Below are 21,143 nucleotides of genomic sequence, written 5' to 3' on the forward strand. Positions count from 1 at the left end.
CTTCGGCTTCATGGCCCGCCGCTTCATCCCCGCCCTGCTGATCGCGCTGCTCTTCATCGTGCACGCGCAGCTCTGGTTCGGGCGGGGCAGCGTGACCCAGGTGGCGAGCATGAAGCAGCACCTGGCGACGCAGGAGCAGACCAACCGCGAGGCCCAGTTGCGCAACGACCAGTTGCTCAGCGAAGTGCGCGACCTGCAGCAGGGCCTGGACATGGTCGAGGAACTCGCCCGCCAAGAATTGGGCATGGTCAAGCCCAACGAAATCTTCGTGCAGATCGCGCAGAACAAGCGCTGATCGATGGCGGTCTGCGTCGCGCTGCTCGGCGGCGAATCCAGCGGCAAGTCCACGCTGGCCCAGGCGCTCGAACGCCACCTCAACGACATCCACGGTCTGCGCGCGGTCCGCGTGCCCGAGCACCTGCGCGCCTGGTGCGAGGCGCGTGGCCGTGCCCCCCACGCCCACGAGCAGGCCGCCATCGCGGACGAGCAGACGCGGCTCATCGACCGCGCGAAGCACGCACCCGGTGTGGACCTGGTGATCGCCGACACCACGGCCCTGATGGTCGCGGCCTACAGCGCGCTCTACTTCCAGGACGACACCCTGCTCGCGCCCTCGCTCGCCGCACAGCGGACCTGCGACCTCACCCTGCTCATGGGCCTGGACCTGCCCTGGACGCCCGACGGCCTGTTCCGCGACAGCCCGGCCGTGCGCGACGCCACCGACAGCCTGCTGCGCCACGAGTTGCAGGGCGCGGGCATCGCCTTCCAGACGGTGTACGGGCAAGGCGACGCGCGCCTGCAACAAGCCCTGCGCGCCGTGGGCACGGCGCTGGGCCGGCCGCTGGTGAAGGAAGACCCCGCCCTCGCCAACGGCCTGCGGCCCTGGTCATGCGACAACTGCAGCGACCCCGGCTGCGAGCACCGGCTGTTCACCGGCCTGCTGTCACGCCCCTGAGGGTCAATGCTTCTGGTCGCTGGCCGGCGCTTGCTGGGCCGGTTGCAGGAAGACTTGAGCGGCGTCCACCGGATCGAAGCGGTACTGGGCGCCGCAGAACTCGCAACCCACCTCCACCTGGCCCTGCTCGGCGAGGATGGATTCCACCTCGTCGCGCCCCAGGCTGCGCAGCATGCTGCCCACGCGCTCGCGCGAGCAGGTGCAGGCAAAACGCGGGCCCTGCTCGCCGGTGAGCGGTTCGAAGCGGCGCACGTCCTCTTCCCAGAACAGGCGGCGCAGGATGGTGTCGGCGTCCAGGCTCAGCAGCTCCTCGCGCTTGAGGCTGGAAGCCAGGATCGCGATGCGGTTGTAGTCCTCGTTCACGCCGATCTGGTCCTCGTCGCGCGCGCCCGACTGACCCGCGAGGTTGTCCACCCCCTGCAGCGGCAAGCGCTGGATCAGCAGGCCGGCGGCCATCTTGTCGTCGGCCGCGAGCACCAGGCGCGTGTCGAGCTGCTCGCTCTGCAGCATGTAGTGCTCGATCACCTCGCTGAGCTTTTCGAGCTTCTCGCGCCGGTCGCCGAACAGCGGCACCACGCCCTGGTAGGGCTGCTGGCCCGGCAGGCGGTCCTTGGGGTCGAGCGTGATGGCGCAGCGGCCCTGGTTGGTGACGTTGACCATGTGCGACAGCGGCGCATCGGCCGCCACCTCGCCCACCACGGTGGCGGTGGCGCGCAGGCTCAGGTCGGGCTGCACCTCGGCCACGGCCAGCTTCACCGGCCCGTCGCCCATGATCTGCATGATCAGCGCGCCGTTGAACTTGATGTTGGCCTGCATCAGCGTGGCCGCCGCCGTCATCTCGCCCAGCAGCTCGGTGACCGCCGCGGGGTAGCCCCCGGCGTCTCGGTGGCGCTGCAGGATTTCCTGCCATGCGTCGGTCAGGCGCACGAGCATGCCGCGCACCGGCAGGCCTTCAAAGACGAATTTGTGGAGTTCGGACACGCGGGGCTTTCAGGGTCAAATCAAAAAAAATCGAAGGGGAACAGGTCGGGGTCAGGCGATCTTTTTCAAGCCCTGGCGGTAGCGCGCGGCGTTCTCGATGTAATGCCCGGCGCTGCGGCGCAGGCCCTCGATCTGCTCGGGCGTGAGCGACTTCACCACCTTCGCCGGGCTGCCGATGATCATGCTGCCATCGGGGAATTCCTTGCCCTCGGTGACCAGCGAACCCGCGCCCACCAGGCAGTTTCTGCCGATCTTCGCGCCGTTGAGCACCGTGGCACCAATGCCGATGAGCGATTCGTCGCCGATGGTGCAGCCGTGCAGCATCACCTGGTGGCCCACGGTCACGTGCTTGCCCACGCTCAGCGGGAAACCCACGTCGGCGTGCATCACGCTGCCGTCCTGGATGTTGCTGCCCTCGCCGAGCGTGATGGTCTCGGTGTCGCCCCGCAGCACCGCCCCGAACCACACGCTGCTGTTTTCGCCCAGCACCACGTTGCCCATCACCTGCGCGCTGTCGGCCACCCAGGCCGAGTCGGCCATGCGGGGTGCGACACCATCGAGTTCGTAAATCGCCATGGGGGAAGTCTCCGTCGTTCCTGAAACCTAGAATTGTAGGGATGCAAGCCCCCGCGCCCCTGTCGCCACCGTCCCCGGTCTCCCTGCGCGCGCAGGCCCTGAACGCCCTGTGCCTCACCGACCCCGGCCTCAAGGTGGCAGCCACCCATGCGCTGTTCGAGGCCTGGCAGGCCGGCCAGACCGTGCTGGACATCACCGAGCACCTCACACCAGCCCTGGGTGCCTCCCTGCCCGGCCGCCCTGAGCAGCCCGTGCTGCTGCCCCCCGTGGACGTGCCCCAGCGCTCGCCCTTCACGCCACCGGGCCTGGCGATGCTGCTGCACGCCGTGACCCACATCGAGTTCAACGCGATCAACCTCGCGCTCGACGCGGTGTGGCGCTTCCCCGGCATGCCACCCGATTTCTACACCGACTGGCTGCGCGTGGCGCACGAAGAGGCCATCCATTTCAGCCTGCTGCAGACCCACCTGCAGAGCCTAGGTCACCACTACGGTGAATTCGCGGCGCATGGCAGCCTGTGGGAGATGTGCGTGCGGACCCAGGGCGACGTGACCGCCCGCATGGCGCTGGTGCCCCGCACCCTGGAAGCCCGGGGCCTGGACGCCACGCCGCCCATGCAGGCGCGCCTGCGCAAGGTGGGCACACCGGCCGCGCTGCGCGCGGTGGAGATCCTGGACGTGATCCTGCGCGACGAGATCGGCCACGTGGCGGTGGGCAACCGCTGGTACGGCTGGCTGTGCGCGCAACAGGGCATCGAGCCCCTGGGCCACTACCGCCGCCTGGCGCGCGAGCATTCGGCGCCGCGCCTGAAGCCGCCCTTCAACGACGCGGCGCGGCTGGCGGCCGGGTTCAGCCGGCCCGAGCTGGACGCGCTGCTCGGCCCCTGACAGGCGTCAATCAAGAGAGGCGGAAGTCGTCCCGCAGGGCGGTGCGCCGGTGCGTCACCGGCGCAGGCGCGCGGCCCAGCAGCTGCGGCAGCGCATTGGGCACCGGCATGTTGTCGCGCTGCAGCAGGATCCAGTGGCGATAGCTGAACGGGCTGAAGCGGAACACATCGCACAGGTGGGCCCCCATGCGGCTCACCCAGTCCGGCAGCAGGACCTGCAGCGCCGGTTTCACCGGTTGCTCGGCATGCTCCACGCCGCGCAACACCTGCAGGTAATGCCGGTAGGCGAACAGGCGTTCACCGCCCAGGTTGGCCTCGCGCTGCTGGGCCAGCGTGGGCAGGCGCGCCAACACGGCATAGGCCTCGCCCAGGTCGGTCGCCTGCAGCGCGGCGATGCGGCCAGTGGCGCCGCGCGGCACGAAATGCACCGGCCAGCTCGCCAGCATGCGCAGCCAGCTGGCGCCAAAGCCGCCCAAGCCGTCGATCAGCGAAGGGCGCACGATGCAGTGGTCCGCGCCGCTGGCCTGGATGGCCTGCTCGCCTTTGAGCTTGCTCGACAGGAAGCGGCTCTTCGCCCCTTCGTGCAGACCCAGCGCGGAGGTGTGGATCAGGCGCACGCCCGAGGCCGCGCACGCGGCGGCCAGCTCCTTGGGCATGAGGTGGTGCACCTCCTCGTAGCGCTCGCCCACCCGCTGGCGCAGGATGCCCACGCAGTTGATGACGACGTCCATGCCTTGCAGGTGCTCGCGCCAGGCGCCGGGCTCCCGCAGCGTGTGCAGTTGCAGGTGCTTCCAGGTGACGCCCCCGGACTCGCCAGCGCCCGTTGCAGGGGCCGCGCGGCGCACCCCCACCACCGCCATGCCCTGGGCGAGCAAGGCCTGCACCACATGGCGGCCGATGAAGCCATTGGCCCCCAGCACCAGGACACGCGGTGGCGCGCCCGGCGCCGCCGGGAAATCGGCGCTGGTGGTGCGCCCTTGCTCCAGAAACATGCGATTCACTCCCTGCCGGCACCGGTGCGGCCGGTGGTGCGGCGGATTCTACGGGGCGATCCCGGATAATTCGGGATGACTTCCGCACCCTCGACCGCCTTCAGCGCCCTGCCGCTCTCCCCCGCCATGCTCGCCAACCTGGAGCGGCTGGGTTACACGGCCATGACGCCCATCCAGGCCGCCGCCCTGCCGCCCGCCCTGCTCGGCAAGGACCTCATCGCCCAGGCCAAGACCGGCAGCGGCAAGACCGCCGCCTTCGCCCTCACCCTGTTGGCGCAACCTCAACCCGCGCCGCTTCGCGGTGCAGACCCTGGTGCTGTGCCCCACGCGCGAGCTGGCCGACCAGGTGACCACCGAAATCCGCCGCCTCGCGCGCGCCGAAGACAACATCAAGGTCGTCACGCTCTGCGGCGGCGTGCCGCTGCGCGGGCAGCTCGCCACGCTGGAGCACGGCGCGCACATCGTGGTCGGCACGCCCGGCCGCATCATGGACCACCTGGAGCGCGGCAGCCTGCAGCTGGACGCGCTCAACACCCTGGTGCTGGACGAAGCCGACCGAATGCTCGACATGGGCTTCTTCGACGACATCGTGACCGTCGCCAAACAATGCCCCAAGGCGCGCCAGACCCTGCTGTTTTCCGCCACCTACCCCGAAGGCATCGCCAAGCTCAGCGCACAGTTCATGCGCGAGCCGCTCACCGTGAAGGTGGAGGCCCAGCACGCCGGCGCGCAGATCGAGCAGCGCTGGTACGAGGTGACCGAGACGCAACGGCTCGACGCGGTGAGCAAGCTGCTCTTCCACTTCCGCCCGGCCAGCACGCTGGCCTTCTGCAACACCAAGGCGCAATGCCGCGACCTCGTGGCCGTGCTGCAGGCCCAGGGCATCAGCGCGCTGGCGCTGTTCGGCGAGCTGGAGCAGCGCGAGCGCGACCAGGTGCTGGTGCGCTTCGCCAACCGCAGCTGCTCGGTGCTGGTGGCGCACCGACGTGGCCGCGCGCGGGCTGGACATCGCCAGCCTGGCCGCCGTGATCAACGTGGACGTGACGCCCGACCCCGAAGTGCACATCCACCGCATCGGCCGCACCGGCCGTGCCGGTGAAAGCGGCCTGGCCCTGAACCTCGCCAGCCTCGACGAGATGGGCAGCGTCGGCAAGATCGAACACCTGCAGGGCCGCGAATCTTCATGGCACCCGCTGAGCGAACTTCAGCCCGCCAGCAAGGACCCGCTGGTGCCGCCCATGGTCACGCTTCACATCCAGGGTGGCCGCAAGGAAAAGATCCGACCCGGCGACGTGCTGGGTGCGCTCACCGCCGACCTCGGCTACACCCGCGAGCAGGTGGGCAAGATCAACGTGAACGAGTGGTCCACCTACGTGGCGGTGGACCGCGACATCGCCCAGCAGGCCGCGAGCCGGCTCAACGCCGGGCGCATCAAGGGCAAGAGCGTGAAGGTTCGCGTGCTGGAGGACTGACATGGCGCCAGGCCGAGCGCAGAGAAGATCGGTGCTGCGATCGGCATGGGGCGGACGATCGCTTCCGTTGCGGCCTCCCGCCCAGGGGGTCCATTCGGAATCAGTACCCGTCCGTGAGCTCTCAAAGTGACGTGCCCCTGGCTGCAGGGACAATGGAAGATGACCCCAATCGAAACAGAGCGTCTCGTCCTGAGAGGCTTCCTGCCTCAGGACGCAGCCCACTTGTACGAATACCTGCACCAGCCGACAGCCGACTGCTTTCTGTCTCTCGCTCTTCCCGACCTTGTTGCGGCGGCAGACGAAGCCAAGAAGCGAGCTGCCGATGAAGACTGCGTCGCGGTCTGGCTAAAGGAATCGGAAGTGCTCATTGGCGATGTGTTCGCCATCCCCGAAGAGGACACGTTCAGCATTGGTTGGAACTTCAACCCGCGCTACGCCGGCAAGGGCTACGCTTTTGAGGCAGTGGCAGCCACGGTGAATCATCTGTTCACGTCGAAGAACGCAAGGCGCCTCTATGCCTATGTGGAGACCACCAATGCCTCATCGCAGAGGCTGTGCGAAAAGCTGGGCATGCGCAAGGAAGGCGTGTTCAAGGAGTTCATCTCTTTCAAGACGGACAGGGAGGGAAAGCCTGTGTACGTAGACACCATGCAATACGCCCTTCTGCGCAAAGAATGGAAGTTGCCCGACTGAGCCGCCTTGGGCAGAGAAAGCCGAATGTCGGCTTTCTGCGGATGCTGAATTTCCGCAATGGGCCCGTCGCCGTCTGTAACTACAGGCATGTCGACGACCGCTTTGCGGCGGTCTTCCAATCTGCAGCTCTGACACGTGAGTCGGCTTTGGGGGCAAAAGCGGTCGCTAGGTTACAGGCAGACCGGAGGCCCCGGGGCAAGCGTTCAGCCACGCAATTGCGGATCTGCCCGCAGTTTCACGATTTGGCCCGAGGCTTCATGCGGAAGCTTATGCCCATGCGATTGATGGCATTCATGGCGGCAATCGTGAGAGTCAGATCAACCAAATCCTTCTCACCAAACGCGGTCAATGCGGCCGAGTAGGCCTCATCCGAGGCATGAGTCTCGCTCACCAGCGTCACCTCCTCGCACCACGCTAACGCAGCGCGCTCCTGCTCAGAGAACAGGTACTGAGCCTCGTGCCAGACAGGAACGAGTACCAACTTCTCAACCGACATCCCTTCGGCAAGCAGATCACGCGAATGAATGTCGATGCAGTGCGCACAACCGTTGATCTGTGAAACGCGTAAGAAGACCAGATGAGTCAGCAAGCTCGGTAGGCCAGTGTCTTTGGTGACGAAGTGATGCAGCGTTCCAACAGCCTTGGCGCCCTGGGGGGAGGCTTGAAACCATACAGCGCGATTCATAGATCAGATTCCTTCAGTATCAATGATGGGCGGAGGCCAAAGCCGACCTCCTGCTCACAAGACGTTTGACACGGAGGCGCTGTGACACAAGATGGAAAAAAATGACTGCGAACGTCGGCGTGCAGCACGTTTTTTGACCGCATACACACAGGAACGGAAGATCAGTGAGGATTTCGCAGTGGCAGCAAGTCGCTGCGGCGTTTTAGGCCTGCCAACTTCTCCGGATTGCGCTGTATCCGCACGTGCGAGATGCGGCCACGGTGGAACTCAAAGGCCTGGACGGACTCTAGTTCGCCTTGCAGGTAACGCAGTAGGGCCCACTCACCGTTCAAGAATGCCAGTTCAAGCCGCATGTTGCCACCATGCCGCAGGTGGTGCGCGTAATAGAGCTGGGCAATGCGCTGGGCTCCGTTCAAGGGGTGACGCAAGCTTGGACCATGCCCGCCAAAGTCGCCCACTAGGGCGGCTTCTTCTGCCAACAAAGCCCGTATCCCGCTGAAATCACCTTCCATGATGGCCTGTACCAGACGATGCAGAAGTACGTACTGCTCCGGCGACGGGGTTCGCGAGCGCTGCCCATTCAAGCCGCGCGCTGCGGACAGCCGTTGCTTTGCACGGTGCACGATCTGACGGGACGCCGCCTCGCTCTTGCCGATAGCGGCGGCAATGTGCTCATAGTCGACTTCAAAGACCTCCCGAAGCAAGAACGCAGCGCGCGCCTCTGGCGTCAGGCAATCGAGCAGCACCAAGAAGGCGACAGAAACATCATCGGCGACTTCGTGGATTTGCTCCGGTGAGGCCGGGCCGTCGCCGATCAGTGGCTCGGGAAGCCAGAGGCCCGGATAGGCTTCTCGTCGAAGCTTGGCAGAACGCAAGCGGTCAATTGCCATGCGCGTGGCGACCGTGACAAGCCAAGCCTCTGGAACGAGCACGACTTCACGTTGATTCTCGAGTTCATCATGCCAACGCAGCCAGACATCCTGCACCAGGTCTTCGGCCTCGTCGACGGAGCTAAGCATTCGATAGCCGATGGCCATCAGCCTTGGGCGCAATCGCGAAAAGACTTCTTCTGACGATGGAGACAAGGTCACCTCTAAGACATTTCTGCTGCCGCCGCTCCGGTACGCGTAGCCGCTGGCCGATTGGACGAACATCAACCGAGCACGAGAAGAAGCTGCTTGATCCTACGGTACAGCGTCTTGACAGTTGTTGACTGACTGCGATGCGGCGCTAAGTAGTCCCGTCCATGGTTCGGACTTGCCTCAACCGCCGGCGGCAGGTTTGGCCGCACAGCGGTCGCTTGTGGCGCTCCACCAGGCTTGGGGGCAACGTCAGAGCAGACTCTCGACCAAGTGGGGCAAACGGCCGCTTCTGGCCGATGGGTGCCATCGTAGCCGAGGCTCGGAACGGGCCCCTAGCGGACCGCCGCGCTGTACTGTCGGTGCTCGTTTGCAGGGTCGTCCACGAGGGGCGTTCAACCGAACACATTGTTGATTGCGAATGCAAGTGCTGCTGTGAAAACGCATGCCGAGACAAATCCCATCAACACATCGTAGATTCCTCTCGTGTTTAGGGGATCATCCTGCCTGACGAAAAGCAGCGCTGACAACTGGGCAGTGTTTCCGGCTACTCGGTCCTGAAAATACTGATGGGACCAATACGCTGGCACCAACAAGACAAACCAACCAAGCGTGTCTAGGTCAATAGCTACGACAAGAGCAATCAATGCTGCTGAACCGTACATGGCCCATTTCGCGAGCGACGCCATTCTTGAGAGGGATACTTGCCACTGGGCCTCAGACTTAATGACAGGGCCGGACCCGCAATGCGGGCAGGTCCAAGCGCCACTTGGGAACTCCTGATTGCAGGTTACGCAGTACTTGCTGTGCATGTCGTGTCGTGGGTGACGTTAGGCAGTCCAACCAAGGTCGCTAGTTCATCAAGCGCGGCGCCGCCCGTAAGCACAGATTTCATTGCATTCGGGGGTTGCGGTCGAAGGTCCGCTTCTGGCCGATGGGTGCCATCGTAGCCGCCGGCGCCTAGCGCTCCGGTACTCGTGATCGGTCTGCGGCTGGCAGGTTTAAGTGTCCTCGCCGGACACGGTGAAGAGCTTGGCCGGCGACTCATCAAGGGCCCGCGCCAGCCGATAAATGTTGAACAAACTCAGGTTTTTAAGGCCGCGTTCAATCTGGCTCACGTAGGTAACGTGCATCTCGGCCCGGTCGGCAAGCTCTTCTTGCGTCAAGTGGTGCTTGTTGCGCAACACGCGTACGGCGGCGCCGAATTCCGTTTGCACTTCAGTCTGGTTTTTGAGCTTGGTGGCTGTCTTTCGCATACCAGAAAGTCTTGACCGCATAGATTCATGAGTCCATAGACGTTGAATCCATATATGGATAAACTTCAGGTAGATTTATTGATCTATTACTCAAGCGCGAAATGGCCACCAGGAAGAAGCGATCGACGCAGGTTTCAGAAGGAGCGAACCTATGCCCACGCCCCATGCGCGATCTGCTTCGTCAGTTGCCCTGCCTTCACACGGACGGGCAAGGCAACGTCGACTACGCCAACTCGGACCAGGCCATCGTCGCCGCGACGGGGCAGAACGCGACATCCATTGCCAGTGCGCTGCACATGGGCATCGGTGCCATCGGCCACCTGCTGGCCACGTCGGCGCCGCAGATCGAGGACGGCTCGGTGGACTCGGACGCCGTTGAGGCACTGGGCTGGCTGATCGCCGAACTCGGTGATCTGGGCGCGGAGTTGGCGGTGATGGCGGTTCAGTGCCGCCGCTGCACGGGCAGCACGCCTAGAACGTGACCTTCACCGACGGCGCGCTGCGCTTCGCTTCGCCGTGGTACACGGCCTCGATGTTGTTGCCATCGGGGTCGATCACGAAAGCGGCGTAGTAGCCCGGGTGGTATTTGCGTTCGCCGGGCCCGCCGTTGTCCTTGCCGCCAGCGGCCAGCGCGGCTTTGTGGAAGGCCTCGACCATGGCCCGGTCCTGCGCCTGGAAGGCCAGGTGGTGTCGGCCGGTGAGTTCACCGTGCGCGGCCTCGCTGTCGGCCGTGGAGACAAACAGCTCGTCGGCCCAGAAGTAGTTGTCTCCCTTGCCGCTCATGGGCACCTTCAGCGCCTTGAAAACGGCTTCGTAAAAGGCCTGGCTGGCGGGCAGGTCCTTGACGACGAGCTGGATGTGGTCGATCAGGCGGCCTCGGTGCAGTTCCATGGTGCGCTCCTGTGCTTGAAAGGGTGAAACGGAGAGGGCATGCTACCGGGGCCGCCCACTAAACTCTGTGCGATGGCTCGCGTAAAAATCTGCAAACCCTGTCTCTGGACCGCACTGGCCGGCATCGGTTTCCTCTGCATCTGGTACTTCAAGGTGCTGGCCCTGGGCTACTACTGGCTCAGCACCTCCATCAACGCGGTGCAATGGGAGGGCTCCGCCCTCTGGCTGCCGGGCTACCAGGTGGCGGTGGAAGGCGCTCCCATCGAGGGCCTCTCGCGCAACGCCTCGGGGCTCACCTTCAACTCGGAGACCGGCACCCTGTTCACCGTGATCAACCGCCCGCCGCAGATCGCCGAACTCACGACCGACGGGCGCCTGCTGCGCATCCTCGAACTCGAGGGCGCGAAAGACCCCGAGGGCATCACCTACGTCCAGGGCGACACCTACGTCATCTCCGACGAGGACAGCCACAGCATGTACTGGGTGCAGATCGGGCCACAGACCTCGCGCGTCTCGGTCACCGGCAAGTCCAGCCTGGGCATCCGCATCGACAGCGTGCACAACAGCAGCTTCGAGGGGGTGTCCTGGGACAGCGTGCAGGACCGCCTGTTCGTGGTGAAGGAAAAGCTGCCCCTGCGCGTGCTGGTCATCCGCGGGCTGGACGTGTTCAATGCCTCCACCGGTTTCAACATCGACATCAGCGAATGGAAGTCGTCCAGCGCGGCCTCGCTGTTCATGAGCGACCTGTCGTCCCTCACCCTGCACGAACCCACCGGCCACCTGCTGCTGCTCAGCGACGAATCGGCCCTGGTGGTGGAGTACGCGCCCGACGGTCAGCCCATCAGCATGCTGCCGCTCTGGCGGGGGTTTAATGGGCTCCAGCGCAAGGTGCCCCAGCCCGAGGGCCTGGCCGTCGGCCCCGACAACGCGATCTACGTGCTGTCCGAACCCAACCTGTTCTACCGCTTCGAACGCACCCCAACCCCATCGGCCAGCCGCTAAGCTCGCCCATTACCGCCACCATCACCAAAGGAACACGCCATGGGCGCACAGTGGAAAGCCAAACACAAGGACCTCGCGGCGAACGCCAAGGGGCGGCTCTTCGGCAAGCTGGTCAAGGACATCGTGATCGCCGCCCGACACGGCGCCGACCCGGCCTCCAACGCGCGGTTGCGGCTGGTGATGGATCAGGCGCGCAAGGTGTCCATGCCCAAGGACACGCTGGACCGCGCGATCAAGAAAGGCGCCGGCCTCACGGGCGAGGCCGTGCACTACGAACACGTGGTCTACGAAGGCTTCGCACCGCACCGCGTGCCGGTGATGGTGGAATGCCTCACCGACAACGTGAACCGCGCGGCCTCGGAAATGCGGGTGCTGTTCCGCAAGGGGCAACTGGGCAGCTCGGGCACGGTGGCCTGGGACTTCGACCACGTCGGCATGATCGAAGCCGAAGCCACCCGCAAGGACGCCGACCCCGAAGTGGCCGCCATCGAGGCCGGCGCGCAGGACTTCCACCCCGGCCACGACGAAGGCGTGACGGTGTTCCTGACCGACCCGACCGACCTGGACCTGGTGAGCCGCGCCCTGCCGGCGCAGGGCTTCACGGTGCTGTCGTCCAAGCTGGGCTACAAGCCGAAGAACCCGATCGACCCGGCCAGCCTGAGCGCCGAGCACCTGGAAGAGGTGGAGGCCTTCCTCGCCGCGCTGGACGCGAACGAGGACGTGCAGAACGTCTTTGCCGGCCTGGGCGGTTGACCGACAATCTCCCCCATGAACGACGCAACCGCTTCCACCCCCAACCGCCCTCCCCTGCCCGACCACCTGTCCATCGACCCGCGCAGCCCGCACCACGTGGCCGCCGTGTTCGAACACGACATCGGCATCCGCTTCAACGGCAAGGAACGCTTCGACGTGACCGAGTACTGCATCAGCGCCGGCTGGGTGAAGGTGCCTTCGGGCAAGACCCTGGACCGCAAGGGCAACCCCCTGCTGATCCAGCTCAAGGGCACGGTGGAAGCCTTCTACAAATAGAGACGACTTGCCCTGAACCTGCGGCGCCCCTCGGGCTCGAACCGGTACCCATGCGACGTAGAACCCTTCTTCTCTCCCTTCCCCTGGCGCTCGGCGGCCCGGCCCTGGGCCTGGCGGCCGACACCGAAGACCGGCCCGAGCAGCCAGCGGGCTACCCGGTCTCGCTCGAGCAGATGCAACAGGCGGTGGCACAGCGCTTCCCCCGCCGCTACCCGGTGCAAGGCCTGCTCAACCTGGACCTGCAGACCCCGCGCCTGCGGCTGCTGCCCGAGCAGAACCGCCTGCGCGCCGAGATGGCCGTGGAAGCCGCCGGCCCGGCGCTCAACCGGGCACACCAGGGCCGTTTCGACGTGGAGTTCGGCCTGCGCTACGAAGCCAGCGACCGCACCCTGCGCGCCCACCAGCTGCGGCTGGCCCGGCTCGACTTCCCCACCCTGCAGCCCAAGGTGGTGGAGATGCTCAACACCTACGCGCCCGTGCTGGCGGACCAGTCGCTGCGCGAGGTGGTGCTGCACGAGCTGACCGCGAAAGACCTGGCGGCCGTGGACGCCATGGGCATGCAGCCCGGCCCCATCACCGTCACGCGCAACGGCCTGGTGATCGGCCTGGTGCTCAAGCCGCTCTGAGCTTCAACCGCGTGGGTGGTGCTGCGCCACGATGCTCTTGAGGCGCTCGCGGGCCACATGGGTGTAGATCGTGGTGGTGGAGATGTCGGCATGGCCGAGCAGCATCTGCACCGCGCGCAGGTCTGCGCCGTGGTTGAGCAAATGGGTGGCAAAGGCGTGGCGCAGCGTGTGGGGCGACAGCGGCGAGGTGATGCCGGCCTGCAGCGCGTACTTCTTCACCAGGTGCCAGAACATCGCGCGCGTCATGGCCTCGCCCGCGCGCGAGCCGCGCGAGGTGACGAACAGGTCTTCGCTCTGCTGGCCGTGGAGGATCTCGCCGCGCGCCTGGCCCAGGTAGCGCTGCAGCCATTGCCCGGCCAGCTGGCCGAAGGGCACCAGGCGCTCCTTGTTGCCCTTGCCGGTGATGCGCAACACGTGCTCGTTCATGCCCACGTGCCAGGTCTTGAGCGTGACCAGCTCGCTCACGCGCAGGCCGCTGGCGTAGATGAGTTCGAGCATGCAGCGGTCACGCAGACCCAGGGGCGTGCCCACGTCGGGCGCGTTCAGCAGCGCCTCCACCTGGGCCTCGGACATGGTCTTGGGCACGCGCAGCGGCTGGCGCGCGGGCACCAGGCGCAGCGTGGGATCGGCCTGGATGGCACGCTCGCGCAGCGCCCAGCGGAAATAGCGCTTGAACACCGTGAGCCGCCGGTTGGCGGTGGTGGCGCGGGTTTCGGCGTGGCGGTCGCTGAAGTAAGCGTTGAGGTCGGCCTCGCTGGTCTCGGGCAGGGTCTTGCCGCGCCCGGCCAGCCACTGGCCGAGCAGCACGAGGTCGCGCCGGTAGGCGTCGAGCGTGTTGCGCGAGAGGCCTTCCTCCAGCCAGAGACTGTCGATGAAGGCCCCGGCGATGCCTTCGCTGGCCGATGCCAGGGCCTGGTCCATCACTCCAGCTTGAGCTTCTGCTTGGCGACCACTTCCTTGTAGACCTCGAACTCGGCCTTGATCTGCGCGGTGAACTCGGCCGGCGTGTTGCCCACGACCAGCGAGCCGGTGTCCTCGATGCGCTTCTTCACGGCCGGGTCGGTCAGGGCCTGCTTGGTCGCGTTGTAGACCTTGTCCACCACCTCCTGCGGCAGGCCCTTCGGCCCGATCAGGCCGTAGTAGGCCATGCGGTTCACCGGCTCCAGGCCCACTTCCTTGAAGGTCGGCACATCGGGCAGCACGGCCAGGCGCTGCGGCGCGGCCACCACGATGGCCACCAGGCGACCCGACTTGATGAAGGGCAGTGCCGAGGGCAGGTTGTCGAAGATGATGGGCACGGTGCCGCCCACGGTGTCGTTGAGCGCCGGGCCCGCGCCGCGGTACGGAATGTGGGTGATGAAGGTGTTGGTCAGGCTCTTGAACAGCTCGGTCTGCAGGTGGCCGATGCCGCCGGTGCCCGAGCTGGAGTAGCTGTATTTGCCGGGGTTCTTCTTGAGTTCGGCGACGAAGGACTTGTAGTCCTTGGCCGGGAAGCTGGGGTGCACCGCGATCACGTTGGGCGTGGCGGCGATGTTGATGATGGGCGTGAAGTCCGTGAGCGTGTTGTACGGGATCTTGTCGTTGATCGCCGGGTTGGCGGCGGTGGTGGACACCGTGGCATGCCCAGGATGTAGCCGTCGGCGGGCGTGCGGGCCAGCTCGGTGGCACCGACCACCCCACCGCCACCGGCCTTGTTCTCGACCACCATGCTCTGGCCCAGGGCCTTGCCCAGGGACTCGGACATGACGCGCGCGATGATGTCCGTCGTGCCGCCCGGTGCGAAGGGCACTTGCAACTTGATGATCTTGTTGGGGTAGGCCTGTGCCCAGGCGCTGCCTGCCACGGCCACCGAGGCGGTGGCCAGACCGATCGCAACCATCTGACGACGAGAAACCATGACGTGTACTCCTTGACGTTGAAACATCGAAAAATTCCAGGGTGGTGCCCATGCTAACCGCCCGGTCCACCCTGACCAGCCCCGCACTTTAGACGGGGTGGCCCGAAGTGAACATGGGGAGACTACATACGTATTAACCCGGAAACGGCACCGGCCTGCGGCTATGCTCTGGCGGTGAATTTCGCCCAGCTTCTCTTCCCCGATTTCTCGCTGATTCTTTGCGGGTACCTCGTCTGCCGCTTCACCGCGCTCAACCGCAAGGTGTGGGAGCAGGTCGAGAGCCTGGTGTATTACTTCCTGTTCCCGGTCCTGCTGTTCCACTCGATCGTGAAGAGCCCGCTGGACCTGGGCGCGGCCTCCAGCCTGATGGGCGCGGGCGTGACGATGGGTCTGCTGGGCATCGCGCTGAGTTATTCGCTGCCGCACTGGCCCTGGCTGGGACCGAAGCTGGACGTGCGCCTGCACGCCGCGAGCGCGCAGGTGGGTTTCCGTTTCAATTCCTTCATTGCCCTGGCCCTGGCCGACAAGGTGGCCGGCCCGCAAGGGCTGCTGATGATCGCGGTGCTGATCGGTGTGTGTGTGCCGCTGTTCAACGTGGGCGCGGTCTGGCCGATGGCGCGCCACGCGAACAAGGGTTTTGGGCGCGAGCTGCTGCGCAATCCGCTGATCATCGGCACGGTCTCTGGCCTGGTCGCGAACCTATTGGGCTTCTCGATTCCGTTCTGGCTGGAGCCGACGGTGAACCGCATCGGCCAGGCGTCGCTGGCCTTGGGCCTGCTGGCGGCGGGCGCCGGCATGCAGTTCGGCATGCTGGCCTCGGCCAAGCTGTTGGGTGGGCTGGTGTTGGCCTGCAAGCACCTGGGCATGCCCTTGCTGGCTTTTGGTCTGGCGAAGCTGTTCCGCCTGGACCCGACGCAGACGACCGTGTTGCTGATGTTCTCCGCGGTGCCGACCGCGTCGAGCTGTTATGTGCTGGCGGCGCGCATGGGCTACAACGGGCCTTATGTGGCGGGGTTGGTCACGTTGTCCACTTTGTTGGGCATCGTGAGTCTTCCCTTTGCTTTGGGGGTGTTGGGGGGGATGCCTTAGTTTTCGCTCCTGCGGGTTTGCGGGGCCCCAGGGGCGGGCGTTCTGCGCAGCGGGGTAAAGGAGGAGAACCGGCGAAGCCGGTTCGGGGGACACCCGCGGAGCAGAGCGCCCGGGTGGTCGATCCCGCGAGACAGAAAAGCGAAAGGCTCAGTACCCCAAAAGGTTCTGCCGCACATGCAGCAGATGCGCCAAGGTCAACTCACGCGCCCGCACCGCATCCCGGTCCCGCAGCGCCCCCACGATCGCGCGGTGCTCGGCCTGATAGGCCAACCGGCGCTCCGAAGTCACGCTCTTCTTCTTGAGCTGCCCCCAGTCCCCCTGCGCCCGCACCGTCTTCATCAACGTGAACACATTCGCCACGAAACTGTTGTGCGCCGCATCCGCGATCGCCTGGTGCAACTCCGCGTCCCAATGCTCGAAAGCCTCCAGCGTCTCGGCCGCCTCCGCGTTGACACAGCAAGCCTCCATGCGCTGCAAATCCGCCTGGTTCGCGTTGCGGATCGCCATGTCGATGATCGCCGGCTCCATCGCCAGCCGCGCCTCCATCAGCTCCGCCGGGCTCGTGTGCTGCGACGAGTCCTGCTGCACCCGCTGCCCCAGGCGCGCGCCCACCTGCTCGGCCACATAGGTGCCACTGCCCACGGTCTGCTCGATCAGGCCCTGCTGCTTCAGATCCAGCAAGGCCTTGCGCACCGTGGTGCGGCTCACGCCGAACCGCTCCGAGAGCTCGCGCTCGGTCGGCAGCCGGTCACCCGCGCGCCAATGGCCCGAACGCAGCTGGTCCAGGATCGATTCGCGCAAAGGCGTTGACATGCTCATGGGTGACGAATGTACCAAAACAGACCAATCAGGCAACACCATACCAATTAGGTGATTTCCCCAGGTCCGAAACCGCTCTCATCGCCTACCATCATGGCTCTGGTACCAATTGGTATTTTTTGGTATCTCATCTGGATTTTCAACAAGGAGTTTGCGTGCGCCTCGCCACTTTCGTTCACCAGGGCCAACGCCAGGTCGGCCTCGTCTCGGCCGACGGCCAGACCGTCACCCCCCTCGCCCTGAACCCCGCCGATGCCCAGCGCGGCGTGCTGCCGCTGATCGAGGCCGCGGCCGCTGGCCAACCCCTGCCCGCCACCACCGGCGCGGCGCTGAAGCTGGCCGACGTGACGCTCGACGCCCCGCTGCCCCTGCCCCGCCGCAACCTCTGGTGCGTGGGCCGCAACTACCACGAGCACGCCAAGGAACTGCAGGGCTCGGTGTTCAAGAACAACAACGCCAACCCCGCCGTCTGGCCCATCGTCTTCACCAAGGTGCCCGAATGCGTGATCGCCGACGGCGCCGACGTGGTGCTGCCCGGCGACGACATCTCGCCCCAGATCGACTACGAGGCCGAGCTGGCCGTGGTCATCGGCACCGGCGGCAAGAACATCGCCAAGGCCGACGCCATGAAGCACATCTACGGCTACACCATCGTCAACGACGTGACCGCGCGCGACGTGCAGATGCGCCACCAGCAGTGGGACATGGGCAAGAGCTTCGACACCTTCTGCCCCATGGGCCCGTGGATCGTCACGGCCGACGAGCTCGACGGCCAGCACACGCGCGTGCGCTGCTGGGTCAACGGCGAGCCGCGCCAGGACGGCCGCACCGAAGACCTGATCTTCGACATCCCCACGCTGATCGAAACCATCTCGCGCGGCATCACGCTCTACCCGGGCGACGTGATCGCCACCGGCACACCGGCCGGCGTGGGCCTGGGCATGACGCCGCCCACCTTCCTGAAAAGCGGCGACGTGGTGCGCATCGAGATCGACGGCATCGGCACGCTGCAGAACCGCTTCGTCTGAGCCCCCGCGCTTTCACCGACCGACAACAACAGGAGACAAGAATGAACCGAACCGCACTCCGACTGTGCAGCCTCGCACTGGCGCTGGCCGCCACCGTGGGCCTGGCCCAGGCCCAGGACGCCTACCCCAGCAAACCCGTGACCATGGTCGTGCCCTTCCCGCCCGGCGGCGTGGCCGACGTGGTGGGCCGCCCGGTGGCCGAGGCCATGGCGCGCCACCTCAACCAGTCGGTGGTGGTGGTCAACCGCGCCGGCGCGGGCGGCGGCATCGGCATGGCGCAGGTGCGCCAAGGCCGCGCCCGATGGCTACAACGTGTTGATGGCGCTGTCCTCCATCGTGGTGCTGCCCGAGGCCGACAAGATCCTCGGCCGCGCCCCGATGTTCGAACTCTCGCAATTGATCCCCGTGGCACGCATGACGGCCGACCCCACGGTGCTGGTGGTGCGCGCCGACAGCCCCTGGAAGACGTACGCCGAGTTCATCGCGCACGCCAAGGCCAACCCGGGCCGCATCACCTTCGGTTCATCGGGCAACTACGGCACCATGCACGTGCCCATGGAGCAGCTCAAGGCGGCCACCGGCAGCTACATGCTGCACGTGCCCTACACCGGGGCGGGCCCGGCCATCCTGGGCATGCTCAGCGGCCAGGTCGACGCCGTGGCCACCGGCCCCGCCAGCGCGGTGGGCCAGATCAAGGCCGGCAAGCTGCGCGCGCTCGCGCACTGGGGCGAGGGCCGCCTGGCCCTGCTGCCCGATGTGCCGAGCTTCCGGGAGCTCGGCGTGCCCATCAACTACTCGCAGTGGGCGGGCATCTTCGTGCCGGCCGGCACGCCGCCTGCGGTGGTGAACAAGCTGCGCGAGGCCGCGCGCATGGCCGCGCAGGACCCGAAGACGGTCCAGGTGATGACCACCGCCGGCACCTCGTTCCAGTTCCAGGACGCGGCGGACTTCGACAAGTTCGTGCAGAGCGACGCCAAGGCCATGGCGGCCGTGGTGCAGAAGATCGGCAAGGTGGACTGAGGCCAGGGCCTAGGCCTTGGCCTCGCACAGGGCGCGCAGGGCCTCCAGCGCCTTGGGCCACGCGGCCTCCATCATGGGCACGTAGTCCTCCAGCATGTCCTGCGTGATGGTGAGCTGCGTGCCGCCACCCACGGCCTCGAAGCGGTAGTTCTCGTGGGCCGGGGCCCACGAGGTCACGGCCTCGCTGGTGGTGTCGTCCTTGCCGTTGCGCCACGAAGCCCAGGTGCCGGATCGAGATGAACTCGTGCAACTGGTTGCGCTCGATGGTCGCCACCATGCCTTCGCCGCTGGGCGAGAGAAAGCGGATGGTGGCGCCCTCGTCCCACGAGCCTTCGTAGTACGAGCCTTCCATGAAGGGGCGCGTCCATTCGCGGTAGCTGGCCGGGTCGAGCATGGTGTTCCACACCAGCTCGCGCGGGGCCTTGATGGTGGTGGTGAAGGTCATTTGCTGCATGGGGACTCTCCTGGTGGGGAAGAACGGGCCCCGCGCAGGCGCGCGTCAGCGCGCGGCGGTGCCCAACACGAGGTCGATGCGCCGCTGCAGGCGCGCCGCCTCCTCCGATGCGCCTGCGGCCTGGGCGCGTTGCAATTGCAGGCCGAGCCAGGCCCCGAGGGGCCGGCGCCAGCCCTGCGCCGAGGCGGTGTCCACCGCCTGCGTGAGCACGGCCGGTGTGGCGCGGCCGCTGCGCAGCAGCACGCCAGCGGCCACCAGCCGCGACAAGGGGTCTTTCACCGCGGCCAGGGCCGCGTCGGGCGAGCCAGCGCTCAGGAGCGCGCGCTGCGCCTCGGGCAGCAGGGCGGCGTCGGCCGGCATGGCGGTGCCCGCGAGGTAGCGCGCGTAGGCCTGCTCGGCCGGTGCCGCGTCCTGCGCGAGCGCCTCGAAACCGGTGCAGGGCTCGAACACCAGCGCGGCCACGCGCGTGGCGCAGCGCAGCAGCTCGGCACGCGCCAGCAGATCGGGCCGGCCGGTGCTGGTGAGTTCGCGCCGCACGCGCGCGAACTCCGCCGACTCGATGGCCGAGTCACCGCGCAACCAGGCCTCGGCCGCGCGCTCGGTGCCGTCCTTGGCATTCAACTGCCATTCGGGTACGGGCGGCTTGCTGCCGCAACCGGTCAGGGTCACCACGGCGCACGCCATCAGAATGGTTTGCAGCTTCATGGCAGCTTGATTTCTGTGTCCTTCGAGAAAGGCCACTTGCGGTTGATGTCGTTGATCATCGAGTCCACCTTGCGCAGACTGGCTTCGACCTCACCGCGCAGGTAGCCCAGGTCGCTGGTGGCCTCGCGCGTGTTGCCGGCGATGCCCTGCACCTCCACCAGCACCGCGTCCACCTTCTTGAGGCTGGTGCGCGTCTCGGCCAGCAGGCCGTTGAGCTGCTGCACCGTCGCGCGCGCGTCGCCCACCAGGCCGGCCTCGCCGGGCGCGGCTCCCTGGCCGAACACCTGGCGGTCCGCATTGGCGGCCAGGCTGTCCAGCCGCCGGGCCAGCGAGTCGGCGCGCAGCAGCAAGGCATTGGTGCGGTCGATGGTGGCGACGAGCTTCTTCGCGTCCTCGTCGTTGCCCATCAGCACGCCCAGGCCGCCGTGCGGCCCCTGGAGGCGCTCGGTGCGCACTTTCACGCCACCCAGGGTGCCGGCCACCGCGCCATCGCTGGCCGTGAGCGCGGCGAGGTTGTCGAGCACATCGCGCATGCTGGCGGCCAGCTTGGGAATCTCGGCCGCGGTGTCGCCGCGCAGCACGGTGCGCTCGGCGCCGTCGGGCAAGGCGGGGTCTTCGAGCACGCCGCTGTAGGCGCGGATGCGCGTGCCGCCCACCAGGCCCCGCTCCATGGTGAAGATGCTGGAGGTGCGCAGCCATTTCGCGTCCTTGCGCGGCACGTCGATGAGGATGCGCGCGTTGCCGTCGTCGCCCAGCTCGATGCGCGCCACGCGGCCGATGGCGAAGCCGGCGAAGGTCATGTCCATGCCCACGACCACGCCCTCGGAGTCGTCGGAGATCAGCACCAGGCGCTGCGTGGGTTCGAGCACGCCGCGTGCGAACAGGATGTAGGCCGCCGAGCCCACCAGCAGCACGGCCATGAGCATCAGCAGCAGCCCGGCCTTGAATTCCAGGTTCTTCACCGGCGGGGCTTCGGGCGGCGGTGGCGGAGGGGGCGTGGGGTTCATG

26 protein-coding genes and 2 pseudogenes are annotated in these 21,143 nt (G+C 66.5%); 13 read left to right on the forward strand and 15 right to left on the reverse strand.

Annotated features, from left to right (window positions below):
* The first annotated feature begins 10 nt into the window (after positions 1 to 10).
* Complete coding sequence (locus tag ACFJGX_RS21855; RefSeq protein ID WP_382159299.1) at positions 11 to 295, forward strand: septum formation initiator family protein; 285 nt, start codon at positions 11 to 13, stop codon at positions 293 to 295.
* A 3-nt stretch (positions 296 to 298) separates the two neighbouring features.
* Positions 299 to 955 (forward strand): AAA family ATPase, encoded by a 657-nt coding sequence (locus tag ACFJGX_RS21860; RefSeq protein ID WP_382323851.1) that lies wholly within the window; start codon positions 299 to 301, stop codon positions 953 to 955.
* Between the two features lie 3 nt (positions 956 to 958).
* Here ACFJGX_RS21860 and ACFJGX_RS21865 read toward each other — a convergent pair whose 3' ends face one another.
* Positions 959 to 1,936: an Hsp33 family molecular chaperone HslO gene (locus ACFJGX_RS21865; RefSeq protein WP_382159303.1), complete on the reverse strand. Its 978-nt coding sequence runs from the start codon at positions 1,934 to 1,936 to the stop codon at positions 959 to 961.
* Positions 1,937 to 1,987: 51 nt separating this feature from the next.
* The gene (locus ACFJGX_RS21870) at positions 1,988 to 2,512 is read right to left on the reverse strand and encodes a gamma carbonic anhydrase family protein (RefSeq protein ID WP_382323850.1); all 525 of its coding nucleotides are present in this window, start codon (positions 2,510 to 2,512) and stop codon (positions 1,988 to 1,990) included.
* A gap of 41 nt (positions 2,513 to 2,553) precedes the next feature.
* On the opposite strand from ACFJGX_RS21870, the gene ACFJGX_RS21875 reads away from it, so the two are divergent.
* On the forward strand, positions 2,554 to 3,399 hold the full coding sequence (locus ACFJGX_RS21875; protein WP_382327071.1) for a ferritin-like domain-containing protein: 846 nt from the start codon (positions 2,554 to 2,556) through the stop codon (positions 3,397 to 3,399).
* A gap of 10 nt (positions 3,400 to 3,409) precedes the next feature.
* On the opposite strand, the gene ACFJGX_RS21880 is transcribed toward ACFJGX_RS21875, so the two are convergent.
* On the reverse strand, positions 3,410 to 4,390 hold the full coding sequence (locus ACFJGX_RS21880; RefSeq protein ID WP_382323849.1) for an NAD(P)H-binding protein: 981 nt from the start codon (positions 4,388 to 4,390) through the stop codon (positions 3,410 to 3,412).
* Between the two features lie 75 nt (positions 4,391 to 4,465).
* Between ACFJGX_RS21880 and dbpA the strand changes: the two are divergent.
* Both dbpA and ACFJGX_RS21890 read left to right on the forward strand, forming a co-directional pair.
* A pseudogene (dbpA, locus tag ACFJGX_RS21885) lies at positions 4,466 to 5,862 on the forward strand (ATP-dependent RNA helicase DbpA).
* A gap of 159 nt (positions 5,863 to 6,021) precedes the next feature.
* Positions 6,022 to 6,555 carry a GNAT family N-acetyltransferase gene (locus ACFJGX_RS21890; RefSeq protein ID WP_382323848.1) on the forward strand — a complete coding sequence of 178 codons (534 nt, stop codon included), beginning with the start codon at positions 6,022 to 6,024 and terminating at the stop codon, positions 6,553 to 6,555.
* A 235-nt stretch (positions 6,556 to 6,790) separates the two neighbouring features.
* On the opposite strand, the gene ACFJGX_RS21895 is transcribed toward ACFJGX_RS21890, so the two are convergent.
* The 4 genes from ACFJGX_RS21895 to ACFJGX_RS21910 all read right to left on the reverse strand — a co-directional run bounded on the left by ACFJGX_RS21895 (position 6,791) and on the right by ACFJGX_RS21910 (position 9,575).
* Positions 6,791 to 7,240, reverse strand: coding sequence for a carboxymuconolactone decarboxylase family protein (locus ACFJGX_RS21895; RefSeq protein WP_382323847.1), 450 nt, complete (start codon positions 7,238 to 7,240; stop codon positions 6,791 to 6,793).
* 161 nt (positions 7,241 to 7,401) lie between these two features.
* A complete protein-coding gene (locus ACFJGX_RS21900) occupies positions 7,402 to 8,394 on the reverse strand; it encodes a sigma-70 family RNA polymerase sigma factor (RefSeq protein ID WP_382323846.1) in 993 nt (330 codons plus the stop codon).
* A 320-nt stretch (positions 8,395 to 8,714) separates the two neighbouring features.
* Positions 8,715 to 9,131, reverse strand: coding sequence for a hypothetical protein (locus ACFJGX_RS21905; protein WP_382323845.1), 417 nt, complete (start codon positions 9,129 to 9,131; stop codon positions 8,715 to 8,717).
* Positions 9,132 to 9,320: 189 nt separating this feature from the next.
* On the reverse strand, positions 9,321 to 9,575 hold the full coding sequence (locus tag ACFJGX_RS21910; protein WP_382323844.1) for a helix-turn-helix domain-containing protein: 255 nt from the start codon (positions 9,573 to 9,575) through the stop codon (positions 9,321 to 9,323).
* Between the two features lie 164 nt (positions 9,576 to 9,739).
* On the opposite strand from ACFJGX_RS21910, the gene ACFJGX_RS21915 reads away from it, so the two are divergent.
* Positions 9,740 to 10,057 carry a hypothetical protein gene (locus tag ACFJGX_RS21915; protein WP_382323843.1) on the forward strand — a complete coding sequence of 106 codons (318 nt, stop codon included), beginning with the start codon at positions 9,740 to 9,742 and terminating at the stop codon, positions 10,055 to 10,057.
* Here ACFJGX_RS21915 and ACFJGX_RS21920 read toward each other — a convergent pair.
* Positions 10,047 to 10,466, reverse strand: a complete 420-nt coding sequence (locus tag ACFJGX_RS21920; protein ID WP_382323842.1) for a VOC family protein — start codon at positions 10,464 to 10,466, stop codon at positions 10,047 to 10,049. The two genes, ACFJGX_RS21915 and ACFJGX_RS21920, sit on opposite strands and share 11 nt — an antisense overlap.
* 72 nt (positions 10,467 to 10,538) lie before the next feature.
* On the opposite strand from ACFJGX_RS21920, the gene ACFJGX_RS21925 reads away from it, so the two are divergent.
* The 4 genes from ACFJGX_RS21925 to ACFJGX_RS21940 are packed head-to-tail and all read left to right on the forward strand — an operon-like array spanning position 10,539 to position 13,123.
* Positions 10,539 to 11,468, forward strand: coding sequence for an SdiA-regulated domain-containing protein (locus ACFJGX_RS21925; RefSeq protein ID WP_382323841.1), 930 nt, complete (start codon positions 10,539 to 10,541; stop codon positions 11,466 to 11,468).
* A gap of 39 nt (positions 11,469 to 11,507) precedes the next feature.
* Positions 11,508 to 12,221: a YebC/PmpR family DNA-binding transcriptional regulator gene (locus ACFJGX_RS21930; RefSeq protein WP_382159322.1), complete on the forward strand. Its 714-nt coding sequence runs from the start codon at positions 11,508 to 11,510 to the stop codon at positions 12,219 to 12,221.
* Positions 12,222 to 12,236: 15 nt separating this feature from the next.
* Positions 12,237 to 12,497 (forward strand): DUF3297 family protein, encoded by a 261-nt coding sequence (locus ACFJGX_RS21935; RefSeq protein WP_291113155.1) that lies wholly within the window; start codon positions 12,237 to 12,239, stop codon positions 12,495 to 12,497.
* Between the two features lie 50 nt (positions 12,498 to 12,547).
* Entirely contained in the window at positions 12,548 to 13,123 is a 576-nt protein-coding gene (locus ACFJGX_RS21940) for a DUF1439 domain-containing protein (protein ID WP_382159324.1), read from the forward strand.
* A gap of 3 nt (positions 13,124 to 13,126) precedes the next feature.
* On the opposite strand, the gene xerD is transcribed toward ACFJGX_RS21940, so the two are convergent.
* Positions 13,127 to 14,044 (reverse strand): site-specific tyrosine recombinase XerD, encoded by a 918-nt coding sequence (gene xerD / locus ACFJGX_RS21945; RefSeq protein WP_382159326.1) that lies wholly within the window; start codon positions 14,042 to 14,044, stop codon positions 13,127 to 13,129.
* Positions 14,044 to 15,020: pseudogene (locus tag ACFJGX_RS21950) on the reverse strand (tripartite tricarboxylate transporter substrate binding protein BugE). Before ACFJGX_RS21950 ends, xerD begins: the two are co-directional and overlap by 1 nt.
* Positions 15,021 to 15,194: 174 nt before the next feature.
* Here ACFJGX_RS21950 and ACFJGX_RS21955 point away from each other — a divergent pair.
* Positions 15,195 to 16,109: an AEC family transporter gene (locus tag ACFJGX_RS21955; protein WP_382323840.1), complete on the forward strand. Its 915-nt coding sequence runs from the start codon at positions 15,195 to 15,197 to the stop codon at positions 16,107 to 16,109.
* A gap of 147 nt (positions 16,110 to 16,256) precedes the next feature.
* On the opposite strand, the gene ACFJGX_RS21960 is transcribed toward ACFJGX_RS21955, so the two are convergent.
* On the reverse strand, positions 16,257 to 16,928 hold the full coding sequence (locus ACFJGX_RS21960) for a FadR/GntR family transcriptional regulator (RefSeq protein WP_382323839.1): 672 nt from the start codon (positions 16,926 to 16,928) through the stop codon (positions 16,257 to 16,259).
* A gap of 155 nt (positions 16,929 to 17,083) precedes the next feature.
* On the opposite strand from ACFJGX_RS21960, the gene ACFJGX_RS21965 reads away from it, so the two are divergent.
* Positions 17,084 to 17,956 carry a fumarylacetoacetate hydrolase family protein gene (locus ACFJGX_RS21965; protein WP_382159334.1) on the forward strand — a complete coding sequence of 291 codons (873 nt, stop codon included), beginning with the start codon at positions 17,084 to 17,086 and terminating at the stop codon, positions 17,954 to 17,956.
* A gap of 121 nt (positions 17,957 to 18,077) precedes the next feature.
* On the opposite strand, the gene ACFJGX_RS21970 is transcribed toward ACFJGX_RS21965, so the two are convergent.
* Positions 18,078 to 18,230 (reverse strand): hypothetical protein, encoded by a 153-nt coding sequence (locus ACFJGX_RS21970; protein WP_382327073.1) that lies wholly within the window; start codon positions 18,228 to 18,230, stop codon positions 18,078 to 18,080.
* A 44-nt stretch (positions 18,231 to 18,274) separates the two neighbouring features.
* Between ACFJGX_RS21970 and ACFJGX_RS21975 the strand changes: the two genes are divergently transcribed.
* Positions 18,275 to 18,976 (forward strand): tripartite tricarboxylate transporter substrate binding protein, encoded by a 702-nt coding sequence (locus tag ACFJGX_RS21975; protein ID WP_382327074.1) that lies wholly within the window; start codon positions 18,275 to 18,277, stop codon positions 18,974 to 18,976.
* A gap of 9 nt (positions 18,977 to 18,985) precedes the next feature.
* On the opposite strand, the gene ACFJGX_RS21980 is transcribed toward ACFJGX_RS21975, so the two are convergent.
* The 3 genes from ACFJGX_RS21980 to ACFJGX_RS21990 all read right to left on the reverse strand — a co-directional run bounded on the left by ACFJGX_RS21980 (position 18,986) and on the right by ACFJGX_RS21990 (position 21,142).
* Positions 18,986 to 19,153, reverse strand: coding sequence for a hypothetical protein (locus tag ACFJGX_RS21980; protein WP_382327076.1), 168 nt, complete (start codon positions 19,151 to 19,153; stop codon positions 18,986 to 18,988).
* A gap of 322 nt (positions 19,154 to 19,475) precedes the next feature.
* Positions 19,476 to 20,135, reverse strand: a complete 660-nt coding sequence (locus ACFJGX_RS21985) for a hypothetical protein (RefSeq protein ID WP_382323836.1) — start codon at positions 20,133 to 20,135, stop codon at positions 19,476 to 19,478.
* Entirely contained in the window at positions 20,132 to 21,142 is a 1,011-nt protein-coding gene (locus ACFJGX_RS21990; RefSeq protein WP_382327078.1) for an MlaD family protein, read from the reverse strand. Before ACFJGX_RS21990 ends, ACFJGX_RS21985 begins: the two co-directional genes overlap by 4 nt.
* Position 21,143 lies beyond the last annotated feature (1 nt).

Origin of the sequence: Hydrogenophaga sp. UC242_50 (genome assembly GCF_042697355.1) — a bacterium.
Taxonomy (GTDB): Bacteria; Pseudomonadota; Gammaproteobacteria; order Burkholderiales; family Burkholderiaceae_C; genus Hydrogenophaga.

Coding starts and splice junctions, on each gene's coding strand:
- ACFJGX_RS21985 (WP_382323836.1), bottom strand. CDS start 20,135: ATGAAGCTGCAAACCATTCTGATGGCGTGCGCCGTGGTGACCCTGACC.
- ACFJGX_RS21935 (WP_291113155.1), top strand. CDS start 12,237: ATGAACGACGCAACCGCTTCCACCCCCAACCGCCCTCCCCTGCCCGAC.
- ACFJGX_RS21890 (WP_382323848.1), top strand. CDS start 6,022: ATGACCCCAATCGAAACAGAGCGTCTCGTCCTGAGAGGCTTCCTGCCT.
- ACFJGX_RS21860 (WP_382323851.1), top strand. CDS start 299: ATGGCGGTCTGCGTCGCGCTGCTCGGCGGCGAATCCAGCGGCAAGTCC.
- ACFJGX_RS21920 (WP_382323842.1), bottom strand. CDS start 10,466: ATGGAACTGCACCGAGGCCGCCTGATCGACCACATCCAGCTCGTCGTC.
- ACFJGX_RS21900 (WP_382323846.1), bottom strand. CDS start 8,394: ATGTTCGTCCAATCGGCCAGCGGCTACGCGTACCGGAGCGGCGGCAGC.
- xerD (WP_382159326.1), bottom strand. CDS start 14,044: ATGGACCAGGCCCTGGCATCGGCCAGCGAAGGCATCGCCGGGGCCTTC.
- ACFJGX_RS21915 (WP_382323843.1), top strand. CDS start 9,740: ATGCGCGATCTGCTTCGTCAGTTGCCCTGCCTTCACACGGACGGGCAA.
- ACFJGX_RS21960 (WP_382323839.1), bottom strand. CDS start 16,928: ATGAGCATGTCAACGCCTTTGCGCGAATCGATCCTGGACCAGCTGCGT.
- ACFJGX_RS21940 (WP_382159324.1), top strand. CDS start 12,548: ATGCGACGTAGAACCCTTCTTCTCTCCCTTCCCCTGGCGCTCGGCGGC.
- ACFJGX_RS21905 (WP_382323845.1), bottom strand. CDS start 9,131: ATGCACAGCAAGTACTGCGTAACCTGCAATCAGGAGTTCCCAAGTGGC.
- ACFJGX_RS21930 (WP_382159322.1), top strand. CDS start 11,508: ATGGGCGCACAGTGGAAAGCCAAACACAAGGACCTCGCGGCGAACGCC.
- ACFJGX_RS21880 (WP_382323849.1), bottom strand. CDS start 4,390: ATGTTTCTGGAGCAAGGGCGCACCACCAGCGCCGATTTCCCGGCGGCG.
- ACFJGX_RS21855 (WP_382159299.1), top strand. CDS start 11: ATGGCCCGCCGCTTCATCCCCGCCCTGCTGATCGCGCTGCTCTTCATC.
- ACFJGX_RS21870 (WP_382323850.1), bottom strand. CDS start 2,512: ATGGCGATTTACGAACTCGATGGTGTCGCACCCCGCATGGCCGACTCG.
- ACFJGX_RS21910 (WP_382323844.1), bottom strand. CDS start 9,575: ATGCGAAAGACAGCCACCAAGCTCAAAAACCAGACTGAAGTGCAAACG.
- ACFJGX_RS21925 (WP_382323841.1), top strand. CDS start 10,539: ATGGCTCGCGTAAAAATCTGCAAACCCTGTCTCTGGACCGCACTGGCC.
- ACFJGX_RS21970 (WP_382327073.1), bottom strand. CDS start 18,230: ATGCCGATGCCGCCGCCCGCGCCGGCGCGGTTGACCACCACCACCGAC.
- ACFJGX_RS21975 (WP_382327074.1), top strand. CDS start 18,275: ATGGCGCTGTCCTCCATCGTGGTGCTGCCCGAGGCCGACAAGATCCTC.
- ACFJGX_RS21895 (WP_382323847.1), bottom strand. CDS start 7,240: ATGAATCGCGCTGTATGGTTTCAAGCCTCCCCCCAGGGCGCCAAGGCT.
- ACFJGX_RS21875 (WP_382327071.1), top strand. CDS start 2,554: ATGCAAGCCCCCGCGCCCCTGTCGCCACCGTCCCCGGTCTCCCTGCGC.
- ACFJGX_RS21990 (WP_382327078.1), bottom strand. CDS start 21,142: ATGAACCCCACGCCCCCTCCGCCACCGCCGCCCGAAGCCCCGCCGGTG.